The sequence below is a fragment of the Mobilicoccus pelagius NBRC 104925 genome (assembly GCF_000247995.1).
GTDB classification, from domain to species: Bacteria; Actinomycetota; Actinomycetes; order Actinomycetales; family Dermatophilaceae; genus Mobilicoccus; species Mobilicoccus pelagius.
On record NZ_BAFE01000005.1, the window covers coordinates 1 to 21,632 of the forward strand.

Genomic DNA, 21,632 nt, shown 5'->3' on the forward strand with positions numbered 1-21,632 from the left:
TCGGGCCCGCGGGGGAGGGCGCTCCGCCCGTTTCGGGCGAGTCGCCCTGCCGGTGTGGAACGGCCGAAAGCGGCGAAGGTCACGAGACACGGCCGGTCCGCGCCCGCGGCCTCGTGCCACGATCGACATATCGTGCACTGATGGTCACCCCTTCGTACCGGATCGAGACCCTCACCGTCCGGGACCGACGCCAACTGCGCGACCTCGTCGAGCGAGGCTCCTCGACGGGGCAATGCCGCGAGCTCGCCGCTGCGGTGGGCGAGGCGCCCGACGCCGCCGTCGCCTGGCGGCAACGCACGGCCGACCTCTGTGGCGACGGGCGCTACGCCCTCCTCGCGCGCGACGCCGACGGCGTACCCGTCGCCTTCGTCGCGGCCTACGTCGACGGTGAGGGCGCCGACCGGTACGTCGTCGTCCGTCACGTCCTCGTGCTGCCCACCCCGGCGGAGGACACGGCGACGACCGACCGGCTTCTCGGCTGCGTCGAGGAATGGGCGGCCACCCAGTACGGCGCCGCGGTCCTCCTCGAGGTCGACGACCGGGCCGGACTCGAGGACGTCCTCCGCGCTCGCGGCTACGACCCCACCGGTGCGCGACGGTCCTCGTTCGAGAGCCTCGTCGACGACGCCCTCCCCACCTCGCAGGTGAGCGTGTGGCACCGCCTCCTCCGCAACCCCCACAGCCACACCGCGACCGCGATCTTCGCCGTCGCCTCCTGACGTCCACCTCCCACCCGGGGTCCCGTGGCGCCCGTGACGTGAACGCCGCGTCCACCCCGCCCCCTCACGGCGTGCCCGCGGTCGGCCGAGAGACGGCTGCTGCCGGCCGACACGTCGTGCCCCGGTGGGGGACTGGGCGCCGACCGGGACCGCGGGGACCAGTACCGTGGTGCGGGCACGCCTACCGGCGTGACCCCACCCCGCCCCGAGGAGCCGCTCTTCCATGAACGTCACCGGTACCTACCGCCTGCAGATGCATGAGGGCTTCGGGTTCGACGACGCGCGGCGGCAGCTGCCCTACCTCGCCTCCCTCGGGGTGTCCCACCTCTACCTGTCGCCGATCCTCCAGGCCGCGGCCGGCTCGATGCACGGCTACGACGTCGTCGACCACACCCGCATCTCCGACGAGCTCGGCGGCCGTGAGGGCTTCGAGGCGCTCGCCGAGGCGGCGCACGAGTTCGACATGGGGATCGTCGTCGACGTCGTCCCCAACCACATGGCGTTCGTCGCGCCCGAGTACGTCAACCGCCCTCTGTGGCAGGTGCTCACGGACGGCCGCGACGCCGAGACCGCCGAGTGGTTCGACATCGACTGGAAGGCCGGCGGCGGACGCCTCGGTCTGCCGATCCTCGGTGACGACCTCGACGCCGTCCTCGAGGCGGGCGAGATCACCCGCGACGAGATGGAGATCGAGGGGGTGCCGCAGCCCGTCCTCCGCTACTACGAGCACGTCCTTCCGATCGCGCTCGGCACCGAGGGAGACGAGGAGACGAGCGTCCGCGACGTCCTCGACCGGCAGCACTACCGACTCGCCTCGTGGCGCGACAAGGAGAACGCCCTCAACTACCGGCGGTTCTTCGAGGTCGACCAGCTCATCGCCGTCCGCGTCGAGATCCCCGAGGTGTTCGAGGCGACGCACGCGCTCCTCCTCGAGCTCAACCGGGCCGGTCTCGTGGACGGGTTCCGCATCGACCACCCGGACGGCCTGGCAGACCCGGCCGGATACCTCGACCAGCTCCACCGGGCCTCCCGCCGCGGCACCCCCGTCTGGGTCGAGAAGATCCTCGAGGGCACCGAGGAGCTGCCGACGACGTGGCGGTGCGCAGGCACGACCGGTTACGACGGCATGCGCGCGATCACCGCCGCACTCGTCGACACCGATCCGCAGGTCGCCGAGACGATCACCCGCTGCTGGGACGAGGCGGGCGGCGAGCACACCGTCGCCGAGGCCGTCGACGCCGCCAAGCGTCAGGTCGTCGCCCAGTCCCTGGGTCCGGAGGTCGAACGCCTCACCCGTCGCGCCCGCGAGGCCCTCCCCGAGGCCGACCCCGAGCGTCTGCGCCAGGCCGTCGTCGAACTGCTCGTCGCCGGCGAGGTGTACCGCGCCTACGTGCGCCCCGACCAGCGCCTCACGCCCGAGGCCCACGAGCGTCTCACCACCGCCTTCGCCGCCGCCCTCGAGGCGCGCCCCGACCTCGAGCCGGAACTGCGCGAGCTCGCCCCCCTCACCGTCGCCGAGGACGACGACGAGGCCGCCGCCGCGGACTTCGCCGTCCGCCTGCAGCAGACGTGGGGCCCCGTCATGGCCAAGGGCATCGAGGACACGACGTTCTACCGGTGGCACCGTCTCGTCGCCCTCAACGAGGTCGGCGGCGACCCCGAGCTCCTCGACCACGGCTCGCCCGAGGACCTCCACGCGTGGGCCCGCAACCAGGAGAAGAACTGGCCGCTCGGCATGGTCGCGCTCTCGACGCACGACACGAAGCGCAGCGAGGACGTGCGCGCCCGCATCCTCGCCGTCGCCGGTGACCCCGAGTCGTGGGCCGAGTGCTCCCGCGTCTGCCTCGAGCGTGCCGCCGAGGTCGACATCGACACCCCGACCGTCCACCTCATCTGGCAGACGATCCTCGGCGTCGGCCGCATCTCCCGCGAACGCATGGAGGAGTACCTCCTCAAGGCGCTGCGCGAGGCCAAGCAGCACACGGCCTGGGTCGACGGCGACCCCGACTACGAGCGCCGCGTCCTCGACTTCGCCGAGCGCGTCACCCACGAGGGACGTCTCCACGACGCGATCGACCGGGCTCTCGAGAAGAACGCCGAGGCCGTGCGCGCCATGGTCCTCGCGCAGAAGGTCCTCCAGCTCACCGTGCCGGGCGTGCCCGACACCTACCAGGGCTGCGAGGTGCTCGAACTCTCGCTCGTCGACCCGGACAACCGTCGCGCCGTCGCCTACCCCGACCGTGCGGAGCTCCTCCGGGCCGTCCTCGACGCCGGTGTCGAGGGCGAACTCCCCGTCGTCGAGGACCTGAGCGCCCTCGACGCCGAGAAGATGCTCGTCACGACGACGCTCCTCCGCCTCCGCCGCGAGTCGCCCGAGCTGTTCGAGAACGCCGGGTACGCCCCGCTCGAGGTCGACGCCCCGCTCCTGCGCGACCACCTCGTCGGGTTCACCCGCACCCGCAGCGGTGGGTTCCTCGCCGGCGCGCTCGGCCGCACCCGTGGTCGCGTCGTCGTGCTCGTCACCCGCGCCCCCGCCCGCCTCGCCGCCGCCGGCGGCTGGGGCGAGTCGGTCGTCACCCTCGAGGAGGGGGAGTGGACCGACGTCCTCACGGGTACCACCCACACCGGCGGTGACCGACGCGTCGCCGACGTCCTCGCGCGTCGCCCCGTCGCCGTGCTCGTCCAGCGCTGACCCCGGCGCACCCGCGTCGACACCCCACCGCACCCACCGAACACCGTCGTCCTGGCGCACCCGCCACCCCGCACCACCACGACCTGCAGGAAGAGTCATGAGCCAGAAGCCCTCCATCGCCTCCGCCGGCACCCGCACCGACGGGGCACGCGAGTTCACCGTCTGGGCGCCCGCGGCGACGACGTCCGTCGACCTCGACCTCGACGGCACCCGCCACCCCATGGAGCCCCTGACGGGAGGCTGGTGGACCCTGCGCGTTCCCGCCGAGGAGGGCGCCCGCTACGGGTACAGCCTCGACGGCGGCCCCGTCCTGCCCGACCCCGCCGCCCGACGCCTGCCCGACGGTCCCCACGGCCGCGCCCAGGTCGTCGACCTCGACACCTTCCCGTGGACCGACGCCGGCTGGACTGGCGTCGACCTCCAAGGGGCGACGATCTACGAGCTCCACATCGGCACGTTCACCGACGAGGGCACCCTCGACGCCGCCATCGGTCGCCTCGACCACCTCGTGGACCTCGGTGTCGACATCGTCGAACTCATGCCCGTCGCGTCCTTCCCCGGCGCCCACGGCTGGGGGTACGACGGCGTCGCGCCGTTCTCCGTCCACGAGCCGTACGGCGGCCCCACCGCACTCCAGCGGTTCGTCGACGCCGCTCACGGCCGAGGCCTCGCCGTCGCGCTCGACGTCGTCCACAATCACCTCGGCCCCGACGGCAACTACCTCCTCTCCTACGGCCCGTACTTCACCGACCGGCACCACACCCCCTGGGGTGCGGCCGTCAACCTCGACGGGCCCTCCAGCGACGAGGTCCGCGCCTACCTCGTCGAGAACGTCGTCTCGTGGCTGCGGGACTACCACCTCGACGCTCTCCGCCTCGACGCCGTCCACGAACTCCACGACGACAGCGCCGTCCACGTCCTCGAGTCGTTCTCCGTCGCGGTCGACGACCTCGCCGAGGAGATCGGACGCCGCATGTACCTCATCGCCGAGAGCGACCGGAACGACCCGCGCACCGTGACGAGCCGCGACCTCGGCGGGCTCGGCATCGACGCCCAGTGGGCCGACGACGTCCACCACGGACTCCATGTCGCCCTCACCGGCGAGTCCCAGGGGTACTACTCCGACTTCGCCGCTCCCCACGCCCTGGAGACCGTCCTCGCCTCGCCCTTCTTCCATGCCGGCACGTACTCGACGTTCCGCGGCCGCACCCACGGCCGCGCCGTCGACCCGACCCGCGTCGACGGATCGGCGTTCGTCGCCTCCCTCCAGACCCATGACCAGGTCGGCAACCGCCGCAGCGGAGACCGCCTCTCCGCCACGGTGCCGTTCCGCCGCCTCGCCGTGGGCGCCGCCCTGCTCCTCACGAGCCCCTATACCCCCATGCTCTTCATGGGTGAGGAATGGGCCGCCTCCACCCCGTGGCAGTACTTCACCGACCACACCGACGTCGACCTCGCCCAGGCCGTGCGCGACGGCCGACGCCGCGAGTTCGCCACCCACGGGTGGACGGAGGAGGACGTCCCCGACCCCCAGGACGCCGCCACCGTGCGCGTCTCCACCCTCCACTGGAGCGAGGTGGACGAGGGCGAGCACGAGCGGATGCTCGGCTGGTACCGCGCGCTCCTCGCCCTCCGCCGCTCCCGGCCGGACCTCGGCGCGGGCAACCTCGCCGACGTGCGCGTCGAGTCGAGCCCCGTGCCCGGTGCGTTCGTCGTCGCCCGCGGCGCCCACCGCGTCGCGGTCAACCTCTCCGATCAGGATGTCGACCTCGGCCTCGGTCTGCCCGACGGGGGCACGGGCTCCGTCGTGCTCCTCACCCTCGACGCGACCACCACCGTCGAGGAGGACACGCTCCACCTCACGCCCGACTCCGTCGTCGTCGTGGGACCGGCGTCCGAATGACCGCCCCACGGCCCCGCCGGCCGGTGATGCTCGACGCCCAGGCCCTCGACGCCTTCGCCCAGGAGCGACTCGATCCGGCGGTCATCAGCCAGATCGCCCACGAGAGCGCCGCGGTCGTCGTCCACACCGGCCGCGCACGCCGGGACCCCGACCTCACCCGACGCCTCGTCGCCCTCGTCGACGAGATCGGGCTCTCCACCGTCGCCGAGCTGTGGGCCGGACGACCGGCCCGCAGCCTGCCGGGCGCGCTCTGGCGTCTCTACGTCCTCCGCGAATGGGTGCGTCGCGACGGGCAGGGCGCGAGCCGCGACTACCGGGACGGACTCGCCTACGCGCAGGTCTCGGGGGCGATCGCGGGCGTCGCCACCCCTCCCGGCCCCGAGGAGATGCGTCGCCTCGCCGACGCCGTGCTCACCGGCGTGTTCGACGGCGATCTCGCCGGCGCACTCGATCGGGCGGCCGCGTTCTGTCGCGTCGCCTCCGCCGGGCGCGCCTCCCGGGACGACACCGGCCCCGTCCGCGCCCTCTCCGCGGGCGGTCTTGCGGGTGGGGCGGCCGGACTCGCCACGATGGCAGACGATCTCGCCGCGTGCGCCCGACTGTGGCGCGAGGAGTCGCTCGACTGAACGGACGCCGACAGGAACTCCGGCCCCCCGCCCTGTGTGATGCATCACGGGTCGGACGTCCGTCCTCCAGGCGGAGTTCACCTCGCGTTCATCGGTGACGTCCGAGGGTGTCACCGATCGCCCCTACCGTCGACAGCGGCGGCCCCCTAGGCCCGCCCTCTGACGTGCAGCGGAAGGTACATCCAACGTGAAGAACCAGCGCATGGCGGCCGTGTCAGGCCTCGCCCTCATCGGCACGCTCGCCCTCGCGGGCTGCGGCGCCCAGAAGCAGGACGGTGGGAACGGCGGCACGGGCGCCGAGTCGACCGCGAGCAGCTCCCAGGCCGGTGGCGACTGCCCCCAGGGTGCGAGCCTCAGCGCGCAGGGCTCCTCGGCCCAGAAGAACGCCATCGAAGAGGCCATCTCCTCCTACCAGGAGAAGTGCCAGGACGCGAAGATCGACTACAACCCCACCGGCTCCGGCGCGGGCATCAAGGCACTCATCGCCGGCCAGGCCGACTGGGCCGGCTCCGACTCCGCCCTCAAGACGGAGGAGAAGGAGGGCAAGATCGAGGCCGAGGAGGCCAAGAAGGCCTGCGGCTCCGATGCGTGGAACATCCCCATGGTCACCGGCCCCATCGCCATCGCCTACAACCTCGAGGGTGTCGACAAGCTCGTCCTCACGCCGAAGGTCGTCTCCGACATCTTCACCGGCAAGATCACCACGTGGAACGATCCGGCCATCGCCGCCGTCAACTCCGGCGTCACCCTGCCGGACACGGCCATCAAGCCGTTCTTCCGCTCCGACGAGTCGGGCACCACGGAGAACTTCACCAAGTACCTCAAGGCCGCCTCCGACGGGGCCTGGACCGCCGAGCCCGCCAAGCAGTGGACCGGCAAGGGCGAGGGCAAGACGAAGTCCGACGGTGTCGCACAGGCCGTCAAGGGCACCCCCGGCGGCATCACGTACGTCGAGTGGTCCTACGCCAAGGACAACGAGCTCGGCATGGCCCAGATGGACAACGGTGCCGGCCCCGTCGAGCTCACCGGAGAGAGCGTCGGCAAGGCCGTCGAGGCCGCCGAGCAGGACGGCGAGGGCAACGACCTCCGCCTCAAGCTCGACTACGCGACCAAGGAGGCCGGCGCCTACCCGATCCTCCTCGTCACGTACGAGGTCGTCTGCTCGAAGAACAAGGACGCAGCCAAGGGCGCCCAGATCAAGTCGTTCCTCGAGCACTTCGCGTCCACCGAGACGCAGCAGTCCCTCCAGGAGGTCGGCTACGCTCCGCTCCCGGAGTCGGTCCGCTCCAAGGTCGACACCGCCATCGACGCCCTGCAGTGACGCGCCCGACACCCGTGGCCCCGGCGCCCCCGGCGCCCCCGGGGTCACGGGTGTCCTGCGTCGGCATCGCCTACGCCCTACCGCTCCCTGGGATGAGAAAGCACCTTCGATGACCTCCATCACCGGCGTCACCGCCGACGACAGCCCCTCCCCGGACTCCCGCGTCGGAGCGGGCGGCCGCGCCTCCACCGGCCGCACCGGCGACCTCCTCTTCGGTGGTGCCGCCAAGGCCGCGGGCCTCATCGTCATCGCCCTCGTCGTCCTCGTCGGGGTCTTCCTCCTCAGCCAGGCCGTCCCCTCCCTCATGCGCAACGAGGCGAACTTCCTCACCTCCACCGAGTGGGAGACCTCGGGGGAGCACCCCCGGTTCGGCATCGCCCGACTCCTCTGGGTGACGGTCGCGTCGTCGATCATCGCGATGGCCGTCGCCGTCCCCATCGGGGTCGGCGTCGCCCTCTTCATCACGCAGTACAGCCCCGCCTGGCTCGCCCGCCCCGCGGCGCAGCTCGTCGACCTCCTCGCCGCGATCCCCTCGATCGTCTACGGCATCTGGGGTGCCTACGTCGCCGGGCCGTACTTCCTCCCCATCCAGACGTGGGTCGGTGACACCTTCGGGTGGATCCCGCTCTTCACCCCGACGAACATCAGCGGGTCGTCGACGATCCTCTTCGTCGGGTTCGTCCTCTCGATCATGGTGCTGCCGATCGTCACGGCACTCACCCGCGAGATCTTCGACCAGACGCCGAGCACCCACAAGGAGGGCGCGCTCGCCCTCGGAGCGACGCGCTGGGAGATGATCCGCACCGCCGTCCTGCCCTTCGGCAAGCCCGGCATCATCTCGGCGTCGATGCTCGGCCTCGGCCGCGCCCTCGGTGAGACCCTCGCCGTGATGATCATCGTGTCGTCCCTCAACGACTCCGCACCGTGGAGCTGGTCGCTCCTCAACGGTGGGGAGACGTTCGCCTCGAAGATCGCCAACAACGCCGGAGAGTTCGACACGCCGCAGAAGACGGGCGCCTACATCGCCGCGGGCCTCGTCCTCTTCCTCCTCACCTTTGTCGTCAACGCCATCGCCCGCATCGTCATCGAGCGTCGGAAGGCCTTCACCGAATGAGCACCGCAGCCCTCCCCGAGAGCTCCGACGGGATCGAGAACCCCGCCAGGTCCGGCACCGCCTCGACGCGTGACCGGGCGCCCCGCATGGGAGGCAACGACCGCAGCCGGGCCGTCGTCGACGTCGTTGCGCGTGTCGTCATGTACGCCGCGTTCGCCGTGGCGCTCGTGCCGCTCGTGTGGATCCTCGGCACCGTCCTCGTCCGCGGTGGCCACATGCTCCTCGACATCGACTGGTGGACGCAGTCCCAGCTCGGCGTCACCGCCCGCCGCGCCGGGGGCGGCGCGGCGCACGCACTGCTCGGCAGCATCCTCCAAGCGTTCCTCACGGCCCTCATCGCCGTGCCCATCGCCGTCTTCACGGCGATCTACCTCGTCGAGTACGGCCGCGGGAAGTTCGCCCGCGCGGTGAGCTTCATGGTCGACATCCTCACCGGCATTCCCTCGATCGTCGCCGCGCTCGTCGTCTACGCCGTGTGGGTGGGGGTCTTCGGGTACCGCACCGCCGGTTTCGCCGTGTGTCTCGCCCTCGTCATCCTCATGATCCCCACGGTCGTGCGCTCCACCGAGGAGATGCTCAAGCTCGTCCCCAACGAGCTCCGCGAGGCCTCTTACGCCCTCGGCGTGCCCAAGTGGAAGACGATCGTCAAGATCGTGCTCCCCACGGCGTTCGGCGGCATCGTCACCGGCGTGCTCCTCGGCCTCGCCCGCATCATGGGCGAGACGGCGCCGCTCATCATCCTCGGCCCGTACACCAAGGGGTTCCACACCAACCTCATGGCGGGCAACATGGCGACCCTGCCCACGATGATCAACCAGGACCGCGTCGAGGCCCTCCAGCCCGCCGTCGACCGGGTCTGGGGCGCCTCCCTCACCCTCATCCTCCTCATCCTCGTCCTCAACCTGCTCGGCCGGGTCGTCGCCCGGTACAGCAAGGTCCGCAACTGACCGCCCCAGAAAGCGACGTGTAACGAGACATGGCCAAGCGCATCGACGTCGAGGACCTCGACATCTTCTACGGCACCTTCAAGGCCGTCGAAGGTGTGTCCATGAACATCGAGCCCCGTTCCGTCACCGCCTTCATCGGGCCGTCGGGCTGCGGTAAGTCCACGGTGCTCCGCACCCTCAACCGCATGCACGAGGTGATCCCCGGTGCCCGCGTGGAGGGCAATGTCCTCCTCGACGGCGAGGACCTCTACGGCAAGAACATGGACCCGGTGGCCGTGCGCCGCAACGTCGGCATGGTCTTCCAGCGGCCCAACCCGTTCCCGACGATGTCGATCTTCGACAACGTCGCCGCCGGTCTGCGTCTCAACGGCGTGAAGAACCGCAAGGTCCTCGCCGAGACGGTCGAGAGGTCGCTCCGCGGCGCGAACCTGTGGAACGAGGTCAAGGACCGCCTCGACAAGCCCGGCGCCGGCCTCTCCGGTGGTCAGCAGCAGCGTCTCTGCATCGCCCGTGCGATCGCCGTGTCGCCCGAGGTGCTCCTCATGGACGAGCCGTGCTCGGCGCTCGACCCGATCTCCACGCTCGCCGTGGAGGACCTCATCAACGAGATCAAGGAGCGGTACACGATCGTCATCGTCACCCACAACATGCAGCAGGCGGCGCGCGTCTCCGACCGCACGGCGTTCTTCAACCTCGCCGCCACGGGCAAACCCGGCAAGCTCATCGAGATCGACGACACGCGCAAGATCTTCAACAACCCGTCGCAGAAGGCCACCGAGGACTACATCTCGGGCCGCTTCGGCTGAGCGATGCACGGGCACCCGCCCGGTACGCGAGGACCCGCCCACCCGATCCCGGGTGGGCGGGTCCTGCGTTCCCCGTACGGTGCGCGGCGCCGCCCCCACTCGGGGACGCGGAGGGGGCCTGCCGCGGCCACCCGATCGTCTCGGGCAGGTGAACAGTGGGTGACGGGCGACGACGCGGCTGTCGTCACGGCCGGGGCTGTGTCAGGCTGTGGTCGGCCGTCCTGGACGGCCGCTTCGATGTCGGTGGTCTGGAGAGGGTCGGTCGCGATGTTCGCGTTGTCCAAGCGTCGGAACCGTACGGCGGAGGTCGTCTCCGAGCCGGTCTCTCGCATCGTCGAGGTCGGGTCCTTCGCACACGGTCACTGCGGCGACTGCGACTGGCAGGGGCCGGGGCGCCGTGCCCGTTCCATGGCCGAGGCCGACGCCCGCTCCCACGCCGCGTACTGCGAGGCGACCCCGCACCGGCTGCCCGCCTGAGGTCTCTCCGCGTCGACGGTCCGGACCCACGCGCCGACCTCTCTCCGGGCCGTCCGCCCCTCTATCAGGCAGGACGCGTTCACCGCTCGATCGCCGCCACGTCGTCCTGCGACGGTGCCGCCGGGCCGGTGTCGGCAGGGCCCGATGAGCGGGCACTCCTCGCCGTGCGGAGACGGTGGCGATCGCCGCGGTGGGCATGCCGGCGAGCAGCGTCCGCCGGGCCTCGCGTCGGCTGTGGTGGCTCTCGAAGAGGCGTCCGCCGTGCGTGCCGGGGCCCGTGGGATCCCGTCGGCCGGGGGTGAGGGTGTGTGTGCCGGACCGGGAGCGCCTCTCGGCGCGGGGCCGCTCGAAGCGGCTTATGTTGGAGCCCGGGGCTGCCGCGGCCCGGCACACACGAGGTGACAACGTAGCAGAGGGGCGTTCTTGTTCCCACCCGGGCACGTCAGTGGCTGCGTGCGCCGCGTGGTGGTGTCAGGGACGGTGCCGTTCGACGGCGAGGACGGCGGGGCGGTGGCCGGTGCCGACGTGGAGGACGACGAGTTCGCCCTTGTCGAGGTTGTCGCGGTCGAGCGCCTCGAGCACGCGCTTGATCTCGCGACCGGGGGCCCGGTAGCGGCGGGTGATCTCGGCGAGCAGGGGGCGCAGCACGGGCCCGTGGCTGCCGAGGAGGACGGGGTCGTCCCCGTCGAGGGCGTCGGTGACGACGCCGGGCAGCGCGTCGGGGTCGGCCTCGAACCCCTCCTCGGAGAGCTCGGGGCGCCAGGACACCTCGACGGTGTCGCCGACGGTGGCGAGGTAGGGCTTGACGGTGTCGGCGCAGCGGACGGAGGGGGAGCTCACGATGTGGGAGAACCCGTAGGCCGACAGGAGCGGGGCGAGGGCGCTCGCGCGCTTCTCCCCGCGCTTGTCGAGGGGACGGAGGCGGTCCTCGTCGCCCGTGTACTTCTTGCGGGCGACGGCGTGGGCGTGCCGCACGATGCCGACGGTGCGGGTGGCGAGCGGCGCCCCGGTGAGGGCGCGTAGTTGTTCGAGATCGCGCGGGTAGGTTGCGAGCCGCCTGGCCACGGCGGGCGTCACCCAACGGGTCTCGTCGATCTCGTTCTCGAGGACACCGTCGCCGGAGACGACCTCGGCGGCCCAATACCGCACCTCCTTGCGGCTGCGGGAGCCGGGGAGGGGGTAGACGCTCACGGGCAGTGGGCGGCCGAGACGGACGCGCAGCCCGGCCTCCTCGAGGGTCTCGCGGACGGCGGTCGTGGGCCACTCCTCGCCCGGGTCGAGCTTGCCCTTGGGCCACGACCAGTCGCGGTGGTGTGGGCGGTGGACGAGGAGGACCTCGAGACGCTCCCCACGGCGGCGCCACGGGAGGGTGCCGGCCGCGCGGACCCGCGACTCACCCACGGCGGCCCCGCCGCTTGGCGGCGTGCTCGTCGATGAGGACGCTCTGGAGGTCGAGGAGCGGCGCATCGTCCTCGCTGCGGTGGAACCGGGTCCAGCGTCCGTCGCCGGCGAGGTGCCAGCTCGAGTGGTCGTCGCTCATGCCGCGTTCGAGGATGCTGACGAGCTCCTGGATGTGGTCCCGGTCGGTGATGCGGACGAGGGCCTCGACGCGGCGGTCGAGGTTGCGGTGCATCATGTCGGCGCTGCCGATGTAGACGGCGTCCTTGCCGTGCGGGCCGAAGACGAAGATGCGCGAGTGCTCGAGGAACCGGCCGAGGATCGAGCGGACGCGGATGTTCTCCGAGAGCCCCTCGATGCCGGGGCGGAGGGCGCAGATGCCGCGGACGAGAACGTCGACCCGCACTCCCGCCTGGGACGCGCGGTAGAGGCTGTCGATGATCTGTTCGTCGACGATGGAGTTGACCTTGATGCCGACGTAGGCGTCCTGCCCCTCGCGGGCGCGTTCGATCTGCTCGTCGATGCGGGAGATGAGGCCGGAGCGGATCGAGGCGGGCGCGACGAGGAGGCGGGAGAACTTGCTGCGCGGGGCCCAGCCGGAGAGCTGGTTGAACAGCTTGGTGAGGTCCTCGCCGACCTGGGGGTCGCACGTGAACAGGCCGAAGTCCTCGTAGAGGCGGGCCGTCTTGGGGTGGTAGTTGCCGGTGCCGACGTGGCAGTACCGCCGCAGCCCGCCCGGTTCGTCACGGATGACGAGGGACAGCTTGCAGTGGGTCTTGAGGCCGACGACGCCGTAGACGACATGGACGCCGGCGTGCTCGAGCTTGCGGGCCCAGTCGATGTTGTTCTGCTCGTCGAAGCGGGCCTTGATCTCGACGACGGCGAGGACCTGTTTGCCGGCCTCGGCGGCGGCGATGAGGGCGTCGATGATCGGGGAGTCGCCGCTCGTGCGGTAGAGGGTCTGCTTGATCGCGACGACGCGGGGGTCGGCCGCGGCCTGCTCGATGAACGCCTGCACCGACGTGGAGAACGAGTCGTAGGGGTGCTGGACGAGGATGTTCTTGCGGCGGATGGCCGCGAACATGTCGGCCGCCTTGGCGGACTCGTGCCGGTTGATGTCCCGGTGGGTGCGCGGCACGAACGGCGGGTACTTGAGCTCGGTGCGGTCGAGGTCGGCGATCGTGCCGAGGCATCGCAGGTCGAGCGGCGTGGGGAGGCGGAAGACCTCGCGGGAGGTGACGCCGAGTTCGCGGGCGAGGAGTTCGAGGACGTGGTCGTCCATGCCCTCCTCGATCTCGAGGCGGACGGCGGGGCCGAAGCGGCGGCGGGTGAGTTCCTTCTCGAGAGCGGCGAGGAGGTTCTCGGCGTCGTCCTCCTCGACCTCGAGGTCCTCGTTGCGGGTGATGCGGAACGTGAAGTGCTCGCGGACGATCATGCCCGGGAAGAGCTCCTGCAGGTGGGCCGCGATGATCTCCTCGACCGGCACGAACCGGGCCGAGTAGAGGTCGTCGTCGCCGTCCTCGGAGGGGATCTGCACGAGGCGCGGGAGGAGCGGCGGCACCTTGACGCGGGCGAAGTGCTCGGTGCCCGTCTTGCGGTTCTCGAGGACGACGGCGAGGTTGAGCGAGAGGCCCGAGATGTAGGGGAACGGGTGGGCCGGGTCGACGGCGAGGGGCGTGAGCACGGGGAAGACCTGCTCGGCGAACCACTCGTCGAGGTGTCGTCGCTCGTCGTCGGTGAGGTCGTTCCACCCGACGAGGAGGACGTCCTCCTCCGCGAGGGCCGGGAGCACCTGCTCCTGGAAGATGCGGGCGTGGTTCGCCATCAGGCGCTGCGCGGTCGACATGATGCGGTCGAGGAGCTCGCGCGGCTCGAGGCCGGAGGTGGAGCGGACGGCGAGGCCGGTGGCGATGCGGCGCTTGAGGCCGGCGACGCGGACCATGAAGAACTCGTCGAGGTTGCTCGCGAAGATCGAGAGGAACCGGGCGCGTTCGAGTAGGTACATGTCGGGGTCGGCCGCGAGCTGGAGCACGCGCTCGTTGAACTGGAGCCAGGAGATCTCCCGGTCGAGGAACCGGTCGGTGGGGAGGTCGTCGCGGTCGGCGGGGAGGAAACGTCCGTTGGCGGCGCGGGGGCGTACCCCGGCGGCGGAGGTCGTCTCGCCGGTGATGGTGTTCGCCGGGCCCGTGTTCTCCTGGGTCGTGTCGGCGGAGGTGGCGTCGTCGCTCGTGGCCGTCATGGGCACATGGTGCCACGCGCGCCGGTGCCGGCCGTCGCGTGCCCGGGTGCGGTCGACGCTCCGTGGTGGGGTCCGTGGCCGCTGGCCGCGACGGCGCCCGGGGCGTGGCTCACCCCGGGCGCGGTGCCGTGGTGTCAGGCGCCGTACTGGACGTCGAGGGAGATCCGCTCGAACCCGAGGCGGCCGTACGTGGCGAGGGCGGCGGTGTTGTCGCCGTCGACGTAGAGGGTGACGCGGGGGAGGCCCTGCCGGGCGAGGTGACGCAGGCCGAGGAGGGTGGCCGCCTTACCGAGCCCGAGACCCTGGCGGTCGGGGTCGACGCCGACGACGTAGACCTCGCCCTCGTCGTCCTCGGTCTTCGTCCAGTGGAAAGCGACGAGCCGGGAGTCGGGGTCCTCGACGAGGAACAACCCGGCGGGGTCGAACCACGGCTCGGCGGCGCGGGCGCGGACGTCGTCGGCGGTGACGCGGCCCTGCTCGGGGTGGGTGGCGAAGGCGCGACCGTTGAGGGCGACCCAGGCGTCGACGTCGTCGAAGGTGAAGGTGCGGGCGCGGTAACCCTCGGGGAGGTCGACGGTGGCGTCGGCGAGGCCCTCGAGCGGGCGTGCCATGCGGAGGAGCTCACGGACCACGTGGAGCCCGGTGTCGCGTGCCCACGCCTGCGCGGCGGGGAGGTTGCCGTGCGCCCACACGCGGGCGTCGGGGACGAGGGCGGTGACCGCCTCCCAGAGTCGTGTCCCGTGACCCTGCCGGCGGAGATCGGGGTCGACGACGATCTCGACGCCGGCCTCGGGATCGGTGTGGTCGAGGTGGGCGTAGCCGACGACCCGCCCGTCCGGCGTCTCGGCGACGAGGTGCCGGTGTGCACCGGCGGGGGCACCGAGGTGGAGGAACGTCTGCTCGGAGAGGGCGTCGACGCCGTCGACCTCGGCGGCCCTGCGGGCGAGGCGGCGGACGTCCTCGTCGCGGTCGCCGGTGAGCGTCGTGGCCTTGTGGACGGAGGCGGTGGTGCGGGGGGTGTCGGGATCGGTCATGGGGTGCTCCTCGCGGGGTTCTGGTAGCGGTATCCGACGCCGCGCACGGTGCCGATGAGGCCCTCGTGTTCCGGCCCGAGCTTGGCGCGCAGACGCCGGACGTGGACGTCGACGGTGCGGGTGCCGCCGTAGTAGTCGTACCCCCACACGTCCTCGAGGATCTGCGCGCGGGTGAACACGTGCCCCGGCGAGGAGGTGAGGTGCTTGAGGAGTTCGAACTCCTTGTAGGTGAGGTCGAGGGGGACGCCGTCGACGCGGGCGGTGTACCCCGACTCGTCGACGACGAGTCCTCCGGCGGCGGGTTCCCGGGCGGTGGGGGCGCTCGCGGCGTCGTCGTCGGGCGCGAGGCGGCGGGCGGCGGTGAGGCGGAGGCGGGCGTCGATCTCCGTGGGGCCTGCGCTCTGGAGGACGACGTCGGCGAGCCGCCACTCGGGCGTGAGGGCGGCGAGTCCTCCCTCGGTGACGACGGCGACGACCGGCAGGTCCGGGAGGGCGATCGCGACGCGCCGGCACGTCGCGCGGGCCCCGACGAGGTCGGTGACGGCGTCGACGAGGACGACCACGTCCGCCACGACGGAGGCGAGGTCACCGACGTCGGCGACGACTCGGATCGGGTGGGGCAGCAGCGTGAGCGCCGGAAGAACCTCCTCCAGCGTTCGACGCGACAGCAGCACCACCGGGGTCATGACGTCACTGTACGGGGACGGGGTCGTCGCTCCGGAGCGACGAGGAGCGAGCCCACCCGGTGCCGGCGGCGGGGTCGACGCAGGACCCGCGGCTCGTGCTGCCGGGCCCCGAGCCGGCGGCCGGTGTCCGCCCCACGCCCCGTCCGGCACCCGCCCGTCGCCCGTCCCGCCACCCGTCCGGCATTCGGCCGTCGGTGAGGCACGCCCGGTTGGCGGGCGGCGCGTCCGGCCTGAGAAGGTGGCCGGGTGACCGTCATGCTTCGCTACTGGGCCGCCGCCGCGGCCGCGACGGGTGTCGACGTCGAGGAGGCGGCGCCCGGCGCCGTCGCGTCCGTCCTCGCCGACGCCGTCCTGCGGCATCCCGACCTCGCCCGCATCCTGGACGTCGCCTCCGTCCTCCTCGACGGGGTGCCGGTGCGTGCCGGGGCGCGTGAGGAGACCCGGGCCGAGGGCGGGTCCACCCTCGAGGTCCTCCCGCCGTTCGCCGGCGGCTGAGAGGATGGCCCCGTGAACGACGCCCGATCCGCGACTGCGCCCACCGGGACCACCCGGCCTCGGCCGCCGAAGCGACCCTGGCGCCCCGCGGTCTCGCTCGTCGCGTTCGTCGTCGCGGCCGTCATCGGGGTCGTCGCCCACCTGGGTTCGCCCGAGTGGACCGTCGCGGCGCTCGCCGTACCGATGGTGTGCCTCGCGATGGGTTGGGTGCCGCTGCTGCGCCTGCCGAGTCCTCGCGGCACGACGATCGTGCAGCTCGTCGCCGTCGTCCTCCTCCTCGGCCCGGCGGCGCTCGCGCCCCGGACGACCCTCGAACTCCTCCCCGGTGCGGTGGCCCTCGCGATGATCGCCGCGTTCATGCACCAGCTCGCGCGACGCGACGCCCGGCCCCGCCTCGTCGAGTCGGTCTCGGCGGTCGTCGCCGGTGTCGCGCTCCTCGGTTCGGGCGTGTGCCTCGTGCCCCTCGTCGTCGACCCACGCGGACGCGACGCCATCGTCGCCGTCATGGCCGCGACCGCACTCGCGACCCTCGCCGACGTCGGCCTCGGTCGCCGCCCGCGGGGCGTCATCGCCGCGTCGTGCGCCGTCGCGTCCCTCGTCCTCGGCGCGCTCGCCGCGGTCGTCGCCCACGAGGTGACCGGCTCCTCGGCACTGCCCGTCGTCGCCCTCGTCGTCGCCGGGGCCCTCGCCGGCGGGGTGAGCTACGCACTCCGCCAGATCCAGTCCGTCCTGCCCTCCCTGTGGGGACGCCGCGCCCAGATCGCCTCCGCCTCCGGCTCGGTCCTCACCACGGGGGTCGTCGCCTACGCGCTCGCGATGGTCGTGGGCGTCGTCCCCTTCTGACGGTCCGCCCCGGCCGCCCCCACAGACTCGCTCCACCCGAAAGGATCCCCGCATGCCCTTCGAACTCGACGCCACGATCGACCCCACCCTCGCCCCCCTCGCCTGGATGGTGGGCCGTTGGGAGGGCGTCGGCGTCGTCGGCTACCCCGGTGAGGAGTCGCGCAACTTCGGCCAGGAACTCGTCATCAGCCACGACGGCCGTCCCTTCCTCGAGGTCGACAGCCGCACCTACCTCCTCGCCGAGGACGGCTCCAAGGAGGGCGACGCCGCCCGCGAGGTCGGGTTCTTCCGCGTGCTCGGCAACGGCGAGATCGAACTGCTCCTCGCCCACCCCACGGGCATCGTCGAGATGTACGCCGGGCAGCGCGAGAAGGAACGCCCCGTGCTCAACCTCAGCACCGACGGCGTCATGCGCAGCCCCGAGGCGCGGGAGTACACCGCGGCGAGCCGCATGTACGGCCTCGTCGACCAGAAGCTCCTCTGGGTCATGGACATGGCCGCCGAGGGGCGCCCGATGACGAGCCACGCCTCCGCGCAGCTCACGCGGGTCGGCTGAGCCGGAGATCCGCACGTAGGGTGGTCGGGTGAGCGATTCGCAGAGCACCACGACCGTCCCCGCCTCGCCGCTCCTCGGCCGCCCCGACGCCGTCCCCGGCGCGGGGGCCGACGCGGGCGTGGCCACCCACTACGGCGACCCGGTGCGGGAGCAGCGTCTCCTCGGGGAGGGGCTCGCCGTCGTCGACCTCTCCCACCGGGGGGTCGTCACGGTCACCGGGCCCGACCGCCTGAGCTGGCTGCACTCGCTCACGACCCAGCACCTCACCGACGTCGCCCCCGGCGCGAGCACGGAGACGCTCCTCCTCTCGCCCAAGGGGCACGTCGAGAACGCCCTCCACCTCGTCGACGACGGGGAGACGGCGTGGATCACGGTCGAGCCCGGGGCCGCGGCGCCGCTCGTCGAGTTCCTCGACCGGATGCGGTTCATGCTCCGCGTCGAGGTCGCCGACGTCACCGCCCGGTACGCCGTCCTCGGCGAGCCCATCGGGGCGCCGAGCGTCCCCGGTGAACCCCTCGCCTGGGTGGACCCGTGGCCGGGCCCGGTCGGCGACACCGCCCTCTACGGCCCGGGGGAGGGGCATCCCGCGACCGGTCGCGCCTGGCGCGAGCTCCTCGTCCCGCGGGACGAGCTCGAACGAGCCGTCGGCGACCGGGCGCTCGCCGGTCTGTGGGCCGCGGAGGCCGAACGTGTCCAGGCGTGGCGCCCCCGGTTCGGCGCCGAGACCGACCACCGCACGATCCCTCACGAGGTCGACTGGCTGCGCACCGCCGTCCACCTCCACAAGGGGTGCTACCGCGGCCAGGAGACAGTGGCCCGCGTCCACAACCTCGGGCGTCCGCCGCGTCGTCTCGTGTTCTGCCACCTCGACGGCTCGGGTCACGTCCTGCCCGCGCCCGGCTCGGAGATCGTCCACGGCGGCCGCACCGTCGGTCGTCTCACGAGCGTCGCCCGCGACCATGTCGACGGGCCCATCGCTCTCGCCGTCGTCAAGCGGTCCGTCCCCGTCGACGTCGAGCTCGAGACCGTGCCCGTCCGTGACGAAGCGCCCGTGACGCTCGCGCAGACGGTGGTCGTCGCCCCCTGAGCGCCGGGTCCCGTTCTCGCCCCGATCGATGTCGGCGAGGGAGGGTGTGCGATCCGTCGTCCGACGGTGCCCCCACGAGAGGTCGGGACCGGTGGGAGTGCTCACTCCCGCTTGCGCGGTGCTAACTGAAGCAAGCACCATGGGGGTATGACCCCGTACGTCCCCGGCATGCGCGACCTCGGGGAGTACGTGCGCGAACAGCGGGAGAACGCCCAGCTGTCGGTGCGTCAGCTCTCCGCGGTCGCGGGCATCAGCAACCCCTACCTCTCCCAGATCGAGCGGGGGCTCCGTCGACCGAGTGCCGACATCCTCAACGCCCTTGCCCGCGGACTGCAGATCTCCGCCGAGTCGCTCTACGTGCGGGCGGGTCTCCTCGACGAGACGCGAGAGACGGGGGCGGTCGACACCCGCCTCGCCCTCACGCTCGACCGCCGCCTCACCGAGCGGCAGCGGCGCATCATGCTCGATCTGTACGACTCGTTCGTGCCCCCGGAGGAGTCCCCCGACGAGGGGGCGACCGTGCCTGCGACCCCCTCGGCCGACAGCCCGCCGGCACGGTCGACGACACGGGGCCCGGCCCCGTCCGTCTCGGCCTCCACGTCGACGCCCCCCACCCGTCCCCGACGCCGCACCGCCTCCGGCACCCGCACCCCGGCCCCGCGCCGCACCACCTCCGGCCACCGTGCGCCCGACGGGGCCGCCGTGTCCGGCACGCCGGTCGCCCCGCGAGGCACGTCCCACCCCCACGCCACCGCCGCCCCCACCGAGAAGGAGTGACCATGTCACCGAAGAAGCCCACGAACGACACCCCCGAGAACTCCGACCTCACCGCAGGCCGCGAGGAGCGCCGCCCGGCCTCCTTCGCGCCCAAGGTCCTCGAACCGGCCTACGCCCTCCTCGGTGCCACCGAGCTCGCCGTCGACACGCTCCGGTCGCTCGGCGCGGAGGAGCGCGAGGCCGCGTCGAAGACGCCTGCCGACGAGGTGGCCCGCCGCCCCCACGGCCTGGCCGCCCTCCGCGAGGACGTCGTCGACGTCGCGCGCGGCGCCGGCAAGGTCCCCTCCTTCGCGATGAACGAGCTGCTCAAGGGCTACTCGCACCTCACCGAACGGGGCCAGCGCGCCGTCTCCGGGGCGATCCCGACGCGCTCGGGCGAGAACGCGCAGAAGCGTGCGGAGGACGCCCGCGCCCGCCGCGAGGCCCGCCGTCTCGCCCGACAGGCCGGGGCGGTCGTCGACCGCGGCCGTGCCGCCGTCACCGGCGTCGCGGACGACGCGACGCGCGCCGCCGGCCGTGTCGTCGAGGCCGTGAGCCACGGCACGGGCGACTCCCGGTCCACCCGCCGTCCCGACGCCCGTCGTCGTGCCGCCGTCGTCGACACCGCCGTCACCGCCACGAGCCCGACGGGTGGGGACGTCGACGCCCCCGTGCGTCACGACCGCGTCACGGCCGGTGTCGAGGCCGGTGCGACGACGACGGCACGACGCTCCCCGCGCGCCCGCAAGGCCGCCGCGGCGGCCGGGTCCGCCCCGGGCACGAGCAGCACGGCGCGCGCGGCCTCCGCCGGGTCGCCCTCGTCCGCGAGCGCGCCGGTGGCACGAGGCCCGCACGGGTCCGCGCACGACTCGACACCCGAGGCCCGGACGGTCGACGCCCCGACACCCGCCGAGGCGGCCGCGCGCCCCGCAGACGCCGGTGAGCGTCTGGACTCGATACCGACCCCGGCCGACGTCGCCGCGGCCGTCCGCGAGAACGACAAGCTCGACTGATGCGGGCCGTCCTCCAACGCGTCGACGGGGCTCGTGTCTTCGTCGAGGGTGAGGAGGTCGGCCGCATCGACGGCCCGGGCATCCTCGCTCTCGTCGCGGCGACGCACACCGACGGCGAGGCCGAGGTCGCGTCGATGGTCCGCAAGATCGCGGAGCTGCGGATGCTCCACGACGAGCGTTCCGTCGAGGACGTCGGCGGCGGGGTGCTCGTCGTCAGCCAGTTCACGCTGTACGGCCGCACGAGCAAGGGGCGGCGTCCCTCGTGGAGCGACGCCGCGCCGGGCCCGGTGGCCGAGCCGCTCGTGGACGCCGTCGCCGAGGGCCTCGCCGCCCGCGGGATCACGGTCGCGACCGGCCGGTTCGGGGCCGACATGCGCGTCGAGCTGTGCAACGACGGGCCGTTCACGCTCGTCGTCGACGTCTGAGGGGCTCGTCAGTGGCGTGCCGTCGCCGTCCACACCGTGACCGCCCCGGTCCTCACGAGGACCGGGGCGGTCACGTGTCCGGCCGAGCCTGCCCGCCGGTGTCCGTCGCCGCTCGGCGGTCACGGGCGCGCCCCGTAGGCTGGGGGAATGGATCTCGTCTTCGGAGCGCAGAACGTCGTCACGCTCGCGCTCGGTGTGGGTGCCGTCGCCCTCGGACTGTTCGCGTTCGCCGACGCCCTGCGGCACGACCAACGCGCCTACGCCGTGGAGGGCAAGAAGACCAAGACGTTCTGGCTCGTCGTCCTCGGGGTGTCCCTCGCGGTGCTGTTCGTCTCGGTCCAGCAGGTGCTCAACATGTTCGCGCTCATCGCGGTCGTCGCCGTCGGGGTGTACCTCGCCGACGTTCGTCCGGCGGTCGCTCCCCACACGGCCAGGCGCCGCAAGGGTGGCGCGAGCGGTCACGGCCCGCACGGCTCGTGGTGAACCGCACGCCCA

Annotated in this window: 21 protein-coding genes; 17 read left to right on the forward strand and 4 right to left on the reverse strand. The window is 72.6% G+C overall.

Translation table 11 applies throughout. The annotated features are described in order from the left end of the window. The first annotated feature begins 140 nt into the window (after nucleotides 1-140). The 9 genes from MOPEL_RS01305 (at nucleotide 141) to MOPEL_RS16975 (ending at nucleotide 10,605) form a co-directional block, all read left to right on the forward strand. Nucleotides 141-719: a hypothetical protein gene (locus MOPEL_RS01305; RefSeq protein ID WP_009481038.1), complete on the forward strand. Its 579-nt coding sequence runs from the start codon at nucleotides 141-143 to the stop codon at nucleotides 717-719. A 223-nt stretch (nucleotides 720-942) separates the two neighbouring features. Beyond that, nucleotides 943-3,411 (forward strand): malto-oligosyltrehalose synthase, encoded by a 2,469-nt coding sequence (treY, locus tag MOPEL_RS01310; protein ID WP_009481039.1) that lies wholly within the window; start codon nucleotides 943-945, stop codon nucleotides 3,409-3,411. Nucleotides 3,412-3,508: 97 nt separating this feature from the next. Then, complete coding sequence (treZ, locus tag MOPEL_RS01315; protein ID WP_009481040.1) at nucleotides 3,509-5,314, forward strand: malto-oligosyltrehalose trehalohydrolase; 1,806 nt, start codon at nucleotides 3,509-3,511, stop codon at nucleotides 5,312-5,314. Further along, the gene (locus MOPEL_RS01320) at nucleotides 5,311-5,940 is read left to right on the forward strand and encodes a hypothetical protein (RefSeq protein WP_040632289.1); all 630 of its coding nucleotides are present in this window, start codon (nucleotides 5,311-5,313) and stop codon (nucleotides 5,938-5,940) included. The genes treZ and MOPEL_RS01320 overlap by 4 nt, the downstream gene beginning before the upstream one ends. Before the next feature lie 187 nt (nucleotides 5,941-6,127). Further along, complete coding sequence (pstS, locus tag MOPEL_RS01325) at nucleotides 6,128-7,261, forward strand: phosphate ABC transporter substrate-binding protein PstS (protein WP_009481042.1); 1,134 nt, start codon at nucleotides 6,128-6,130, stop codon at nucleotides 7,259-7,261. A gap of 109 nt (nucleotides 7,262-7,370) precedes the next feature. Continuing rightward, entirely contained in the window at nucleotides 7,371-8,375 is a 1,005-nt protein-coding gene (gene pstC, locus MOPEL_RS01330; protein ID WP_009481043.1) for a phosphate ABC transporter permease subunit PstC, read from the forward strand. After that, a complete protein-coding gene (gene pstA / locus MOPEL_RS01335) occupies nucleotides 8,372-9,322 on the forward strand; it encodes a phosphate ABC transporter permease PstA (RefSeq protein WP_009481044.1) in 951 nt (316 codons plus the stop codon). The genes pstC and pstA overlap by 4 nt, the downstream gene beginning before the upstream one ends. Before the next feature lie 29 nt (nucleotides 9,323-9,351). Then, on the forward strand, nucleotides 9,352-10,128 hold the full coding sequence (pstB, locus tag MOPEL_RS01340) for a phosphate ABC transporter ATP-binding protein PstB (protein WP_009481045.1): 777 nt from the start codon (nucleotides 9,352-9,354) through the stop codon (nucleotides 10,126-10,128). A gap of 267 nt (nucleotides 10,129-10,395) precedes the next feature. Then, complete coding sequence (locus MOPEL_RS16975; RefSeq protein WP_009481046.1) at nucleotides 10,396-10,605, forward strand: hypothetical protein; 210 nt, start codon at nucleotides 10,396-10,398, stop codon at nucleotides 10,603-10,605. A gap of 471 nt (nucleotides 10,606-11,076) precedes the next feature. On the opposite strand, the gene MOPEL_RS01350 is transcribed toward MOPEL_RS16975, so the two are convergent. From MOPEL_RS01350 to MOPEL_RS01365, 4 genes are all read right to left on the reverse strand, one after another. After that, complete coding sequence (locus tag MOPEL_RS01350) at nucleotides 11,077-12,006, reverse strand: NUDIX hydrolase (RefSeq protein WP_009481047.1); 930 nt, start codon at nucleotides 12,004-12,006, stop codon at nucleotides 11,077-11,079. Continuing rightward, nucleotides 11,999-14,242 (reverse strand): RNA degradosome polyphosphate kinase, encoded by a 2,244-nt coding sequence (locus MOPEL_RS01355; protein WP_051992164.1) that lies wholly within the window; start codon nucleotides 14,240-14,242, stop codon nucleotides 11,999-12,001. The genes MOPEL_RS01350 and MOPEL_RS01355 overlap by 8 nt, the downstream gene beginning before the upstream one ends. A 134-nt stretch (nucleotides 14,243-14,376) precedes the next feature. Continuing rightward, nucleotides 14,377-15,276: a mycothiol synthase gene (mshD, locus tag MOPEL_RS01360; RefSeq protein WP_009481049.1), complete on the reverse strand. Its 900-nt coding sequence runs from the start codon at nucleotides 15,274-15,276 to the stop codon at nucleotides 14,377-14,379. Then, nucleotides 15,273-15,962, reverse strand: coding sequence for a winged helix-turn-helix domain-containing protein (locus MOPEL_RS01365; RefSeq protein WP_040632290.1), 690 nt, complete (start codon nucleotides 15,960-15,962; stop codon nucleotides 15,273-15,275). The genes mshD and MOPEL_RS01365 overlap by 4 nt, the downstream gene beginning before the upstream one ends. A gap of 255 nt (nucleotides 15,963-16,217) precedes the next feature. Between MOPEL_RS01365 and MOPEL_RS01370 the strand changes: the two genes are divergently transcribed. The 8 genes from MOPEL_RS01370 to MOPEL_RS01405 all read left to right on the forward strand — a co-directional run bounded on the left by MOPEL_RS01370 (nucleotide 16,218) and on the right by MOPEL_RS01405 (nucleotide 21,620). Next, nucleotides 16,218-16,457, forward strand: coding sequence for a MoaD/ThiS family protein (locus MOPEL_RS01370; protein ID WP_040632303.1), 240 nt, complete (start codon nucleotides 16,218-16,220; stop codon nucleotides 16,455-16,457). Nucleotides 16,458-16,469: 12 nt separating this feature from the next. Further along, complete coding sequence (locus tag MOPEL_RS01375) at nucleotides 16,470-17,300, forward strand: hypothetical protein (RefSeq protein WP_009481052.1); 831 nt, start codon at nucleotides 16,470-16,472, stop codon at nucleotides 17,298-17,300. Between the two features lie 52 nt (nucleotides 17,301-17,352). Next, the gene (locus tag MOPEL_RS01380; protein ID WP_009481053.1) at nucleotides 17,353-17,856 is read left to right on the forward strand and encodes a heme-binding beta-barrel domain-containing protein; all 504 of its coding nucleotides are present in this window, start codon (nucleotides 17,353-17,355) and stop codon (nucleotides 17,854-17,856) included. Between the two features lie 28 nt (nucleotides 17,857-17,884). Then, the gene (gene ygfZ, locus MOPEL_RS01385; RefSeq protein WP_009481054.1) at nucleotides 17,885-18,943 is read left to right on the forward strand and encodes a CAF17-like 4Fe-4S cluster assembly/insertion protein YgfZ; all 1,059 of its coding nucleotides are present in this window, start codon (nucleotides 17,885-17,887) and stop codon (nucleotides 18,941-18,943) included. 147 nt (nucleotides 18,944-19,090) lie between these two features. Beyond that, nucleotides 19,091-19,720: a helix-turn-helix domain-containing protein gene (locus MOPEL_RS18685; RefSeq protein ID WP_009481055.1), complete on the forward strand. Its 630-nt coding sequence runs from the start codon at nucleotides 19,091-19,093 to the stop codon at nucleotides 19,718-19,720. 2 nt (nucleotides 19,721-19,722) lie between these two features. Then, nucleotides 19,723-20,712 carry a hypothetical protein gene (locus MOPEL_RS01395; protein ID WP_009481056.1) on the forward strand — a complete coding sequence of 330 codons (990 nt, stop codon included), beginning with the start codon at nucleotides 19,723-19,725 and terminating at the stop codon, nucleotides 20,710-20,712. Then, a complete protein-coding gene (dtd, locus tag MOPEL_RS01400; protein WP_009481057.1) occupies nucleotides 20,712-21,137 on the forward strand; it encodes a D-aminoacyl-tRNA deacylase in 426 nt (141 codons plus the stop codon). Before MOPEL_RS01395 ends, dtd begins: the two co-directional genes overlap by 1 nt. Nucleotides 21,138-21,284: 147 nt before the next feature. Beyond that, the gene (locus MOPEL_RS01405) at nucleotides 21,285-21,620 is read left to right on the forward strand and encodes a DUF2516 family protein (RefSeq protein ID WP_009481058.1); all 336 of its coding nucleotides are present in this window, start codon (nucleotides 21,285-21,287) and stop codon (nucleotides 21,618-21,620) included. The last annotated feature ends 12 nt before the right edge of the window (nucleotides 21,621-21,632 follow it).

Coding starts and splice junctions, on each gene's coding strand:
- MOPEL_RS01395 (WP_009481056.1), top strand. CDS start 19,723: ATGTCACCGAAGAAGCCCACGAACGACACCCCCGAGAACTCCGACCTC.
- MOPEL_RS18685 (WP_009481055.1), top strand. CDS start 19,091: ATGACCCCGTACGTCCCCGGCATGCGCGACCTCGGGGAGTACGTGCGC.
- dtd (WP_009481057.1), top strand. CDS start 20,712: ATGCGGGCCGTCCTCCAACGCGTCGACGGGGCTCGTGTCTTCGTCGAG.
- MOPEL_RS01365 (WP_040632290.1), bottom strand. CDS start 15,962: ATGACCCCGGTGGTGCTGCTGTCGCGTCGAACGCTGGAGGAGGTTCTT.
- pstB (WP_009481045.1), top strand. CDS start 9,352: ATGGCCAAGCGCATCGACGTCGAGGACCTCGACATCTTCTACGGCACC.
- treZ (WP_009481040.1), top strand. CDS start 3,509: ATGAGCCAGAAGCCCTCCATCGCCTCCGCCGGCACCCGCACCGACGGG.
- MOPEL_RS01370 (WP_040632303.1), top strand. CDS start 16,218: ATGCTTCGCTACTGGGCCGCCGCCGCGGCCGCGACGGGTGTCGACGTC.
- pstC (WP_009481043.1), top strand. CDS start 7,371: ATGACCTCCATCACCGGCGTCACCGCCGACGACAGCCCCTCCCCGGAC.
- MOPEL_RS01305 (WP_009481038.1), top strand. CDS start 141: ATGGTCACCCCTTCGTACCGGATCGAGACCCTCACCGTCCGGGACCGA.
- MOPEL_RS01380 (WP_009481053.1), top strand. CDS start 17,353: ATGCCCTTCGAACTCGACGCCACGATCGACCCCACCCTCGCCCCCCTC.
- mshD (WP_009481049.1), bottom strand. CDS start 15,276: ATGACCGATCCCGACACCCCCCGCACCACCGCCTCCGTCCACAAGGCC.
- pstA (WP_009481044.1), top strand. CDS start 8,372: ATGAGCACCGCAGCCCTCCCCGAGAGCTCCGACGGGATCGAGAACCCC.
- MOPEL_RS01355 (WP_051992164.1), bottom strand. CDS start 14,242: ATGACGGCCACGAGCGACGACGCCACCTCCGCCGACACGACCCAGGAG.
- MOPEL_RS16975 (WP_009481046.1), top strand. CDS start 10,396: ATGTTCGCGTTGTCCAAGCGTCGGAACCGTACGGCGGAGGTCGTCTCC.
- MOPEL_RS01405 (WP_009481058.1), top strand. CDS start 21,285: ATGGATCTCGTCTTCGGAGCGCAGAACGTCGTCACGCTCGCGCTCGGT.
- MOPEL_RS01320 (WP_040632289.1), top strand. CDS start 5,311: ATGACCGCCCCACGGCCCCGCCGGCCGGTGATGCTCGACGCCCAGGCC.
- treY (WP_009481039.1), top strand. CDS start 943: ATGAACGTCACCGGTACCTACCGCCTGCAGATGCATGAGGGCTTCGGG.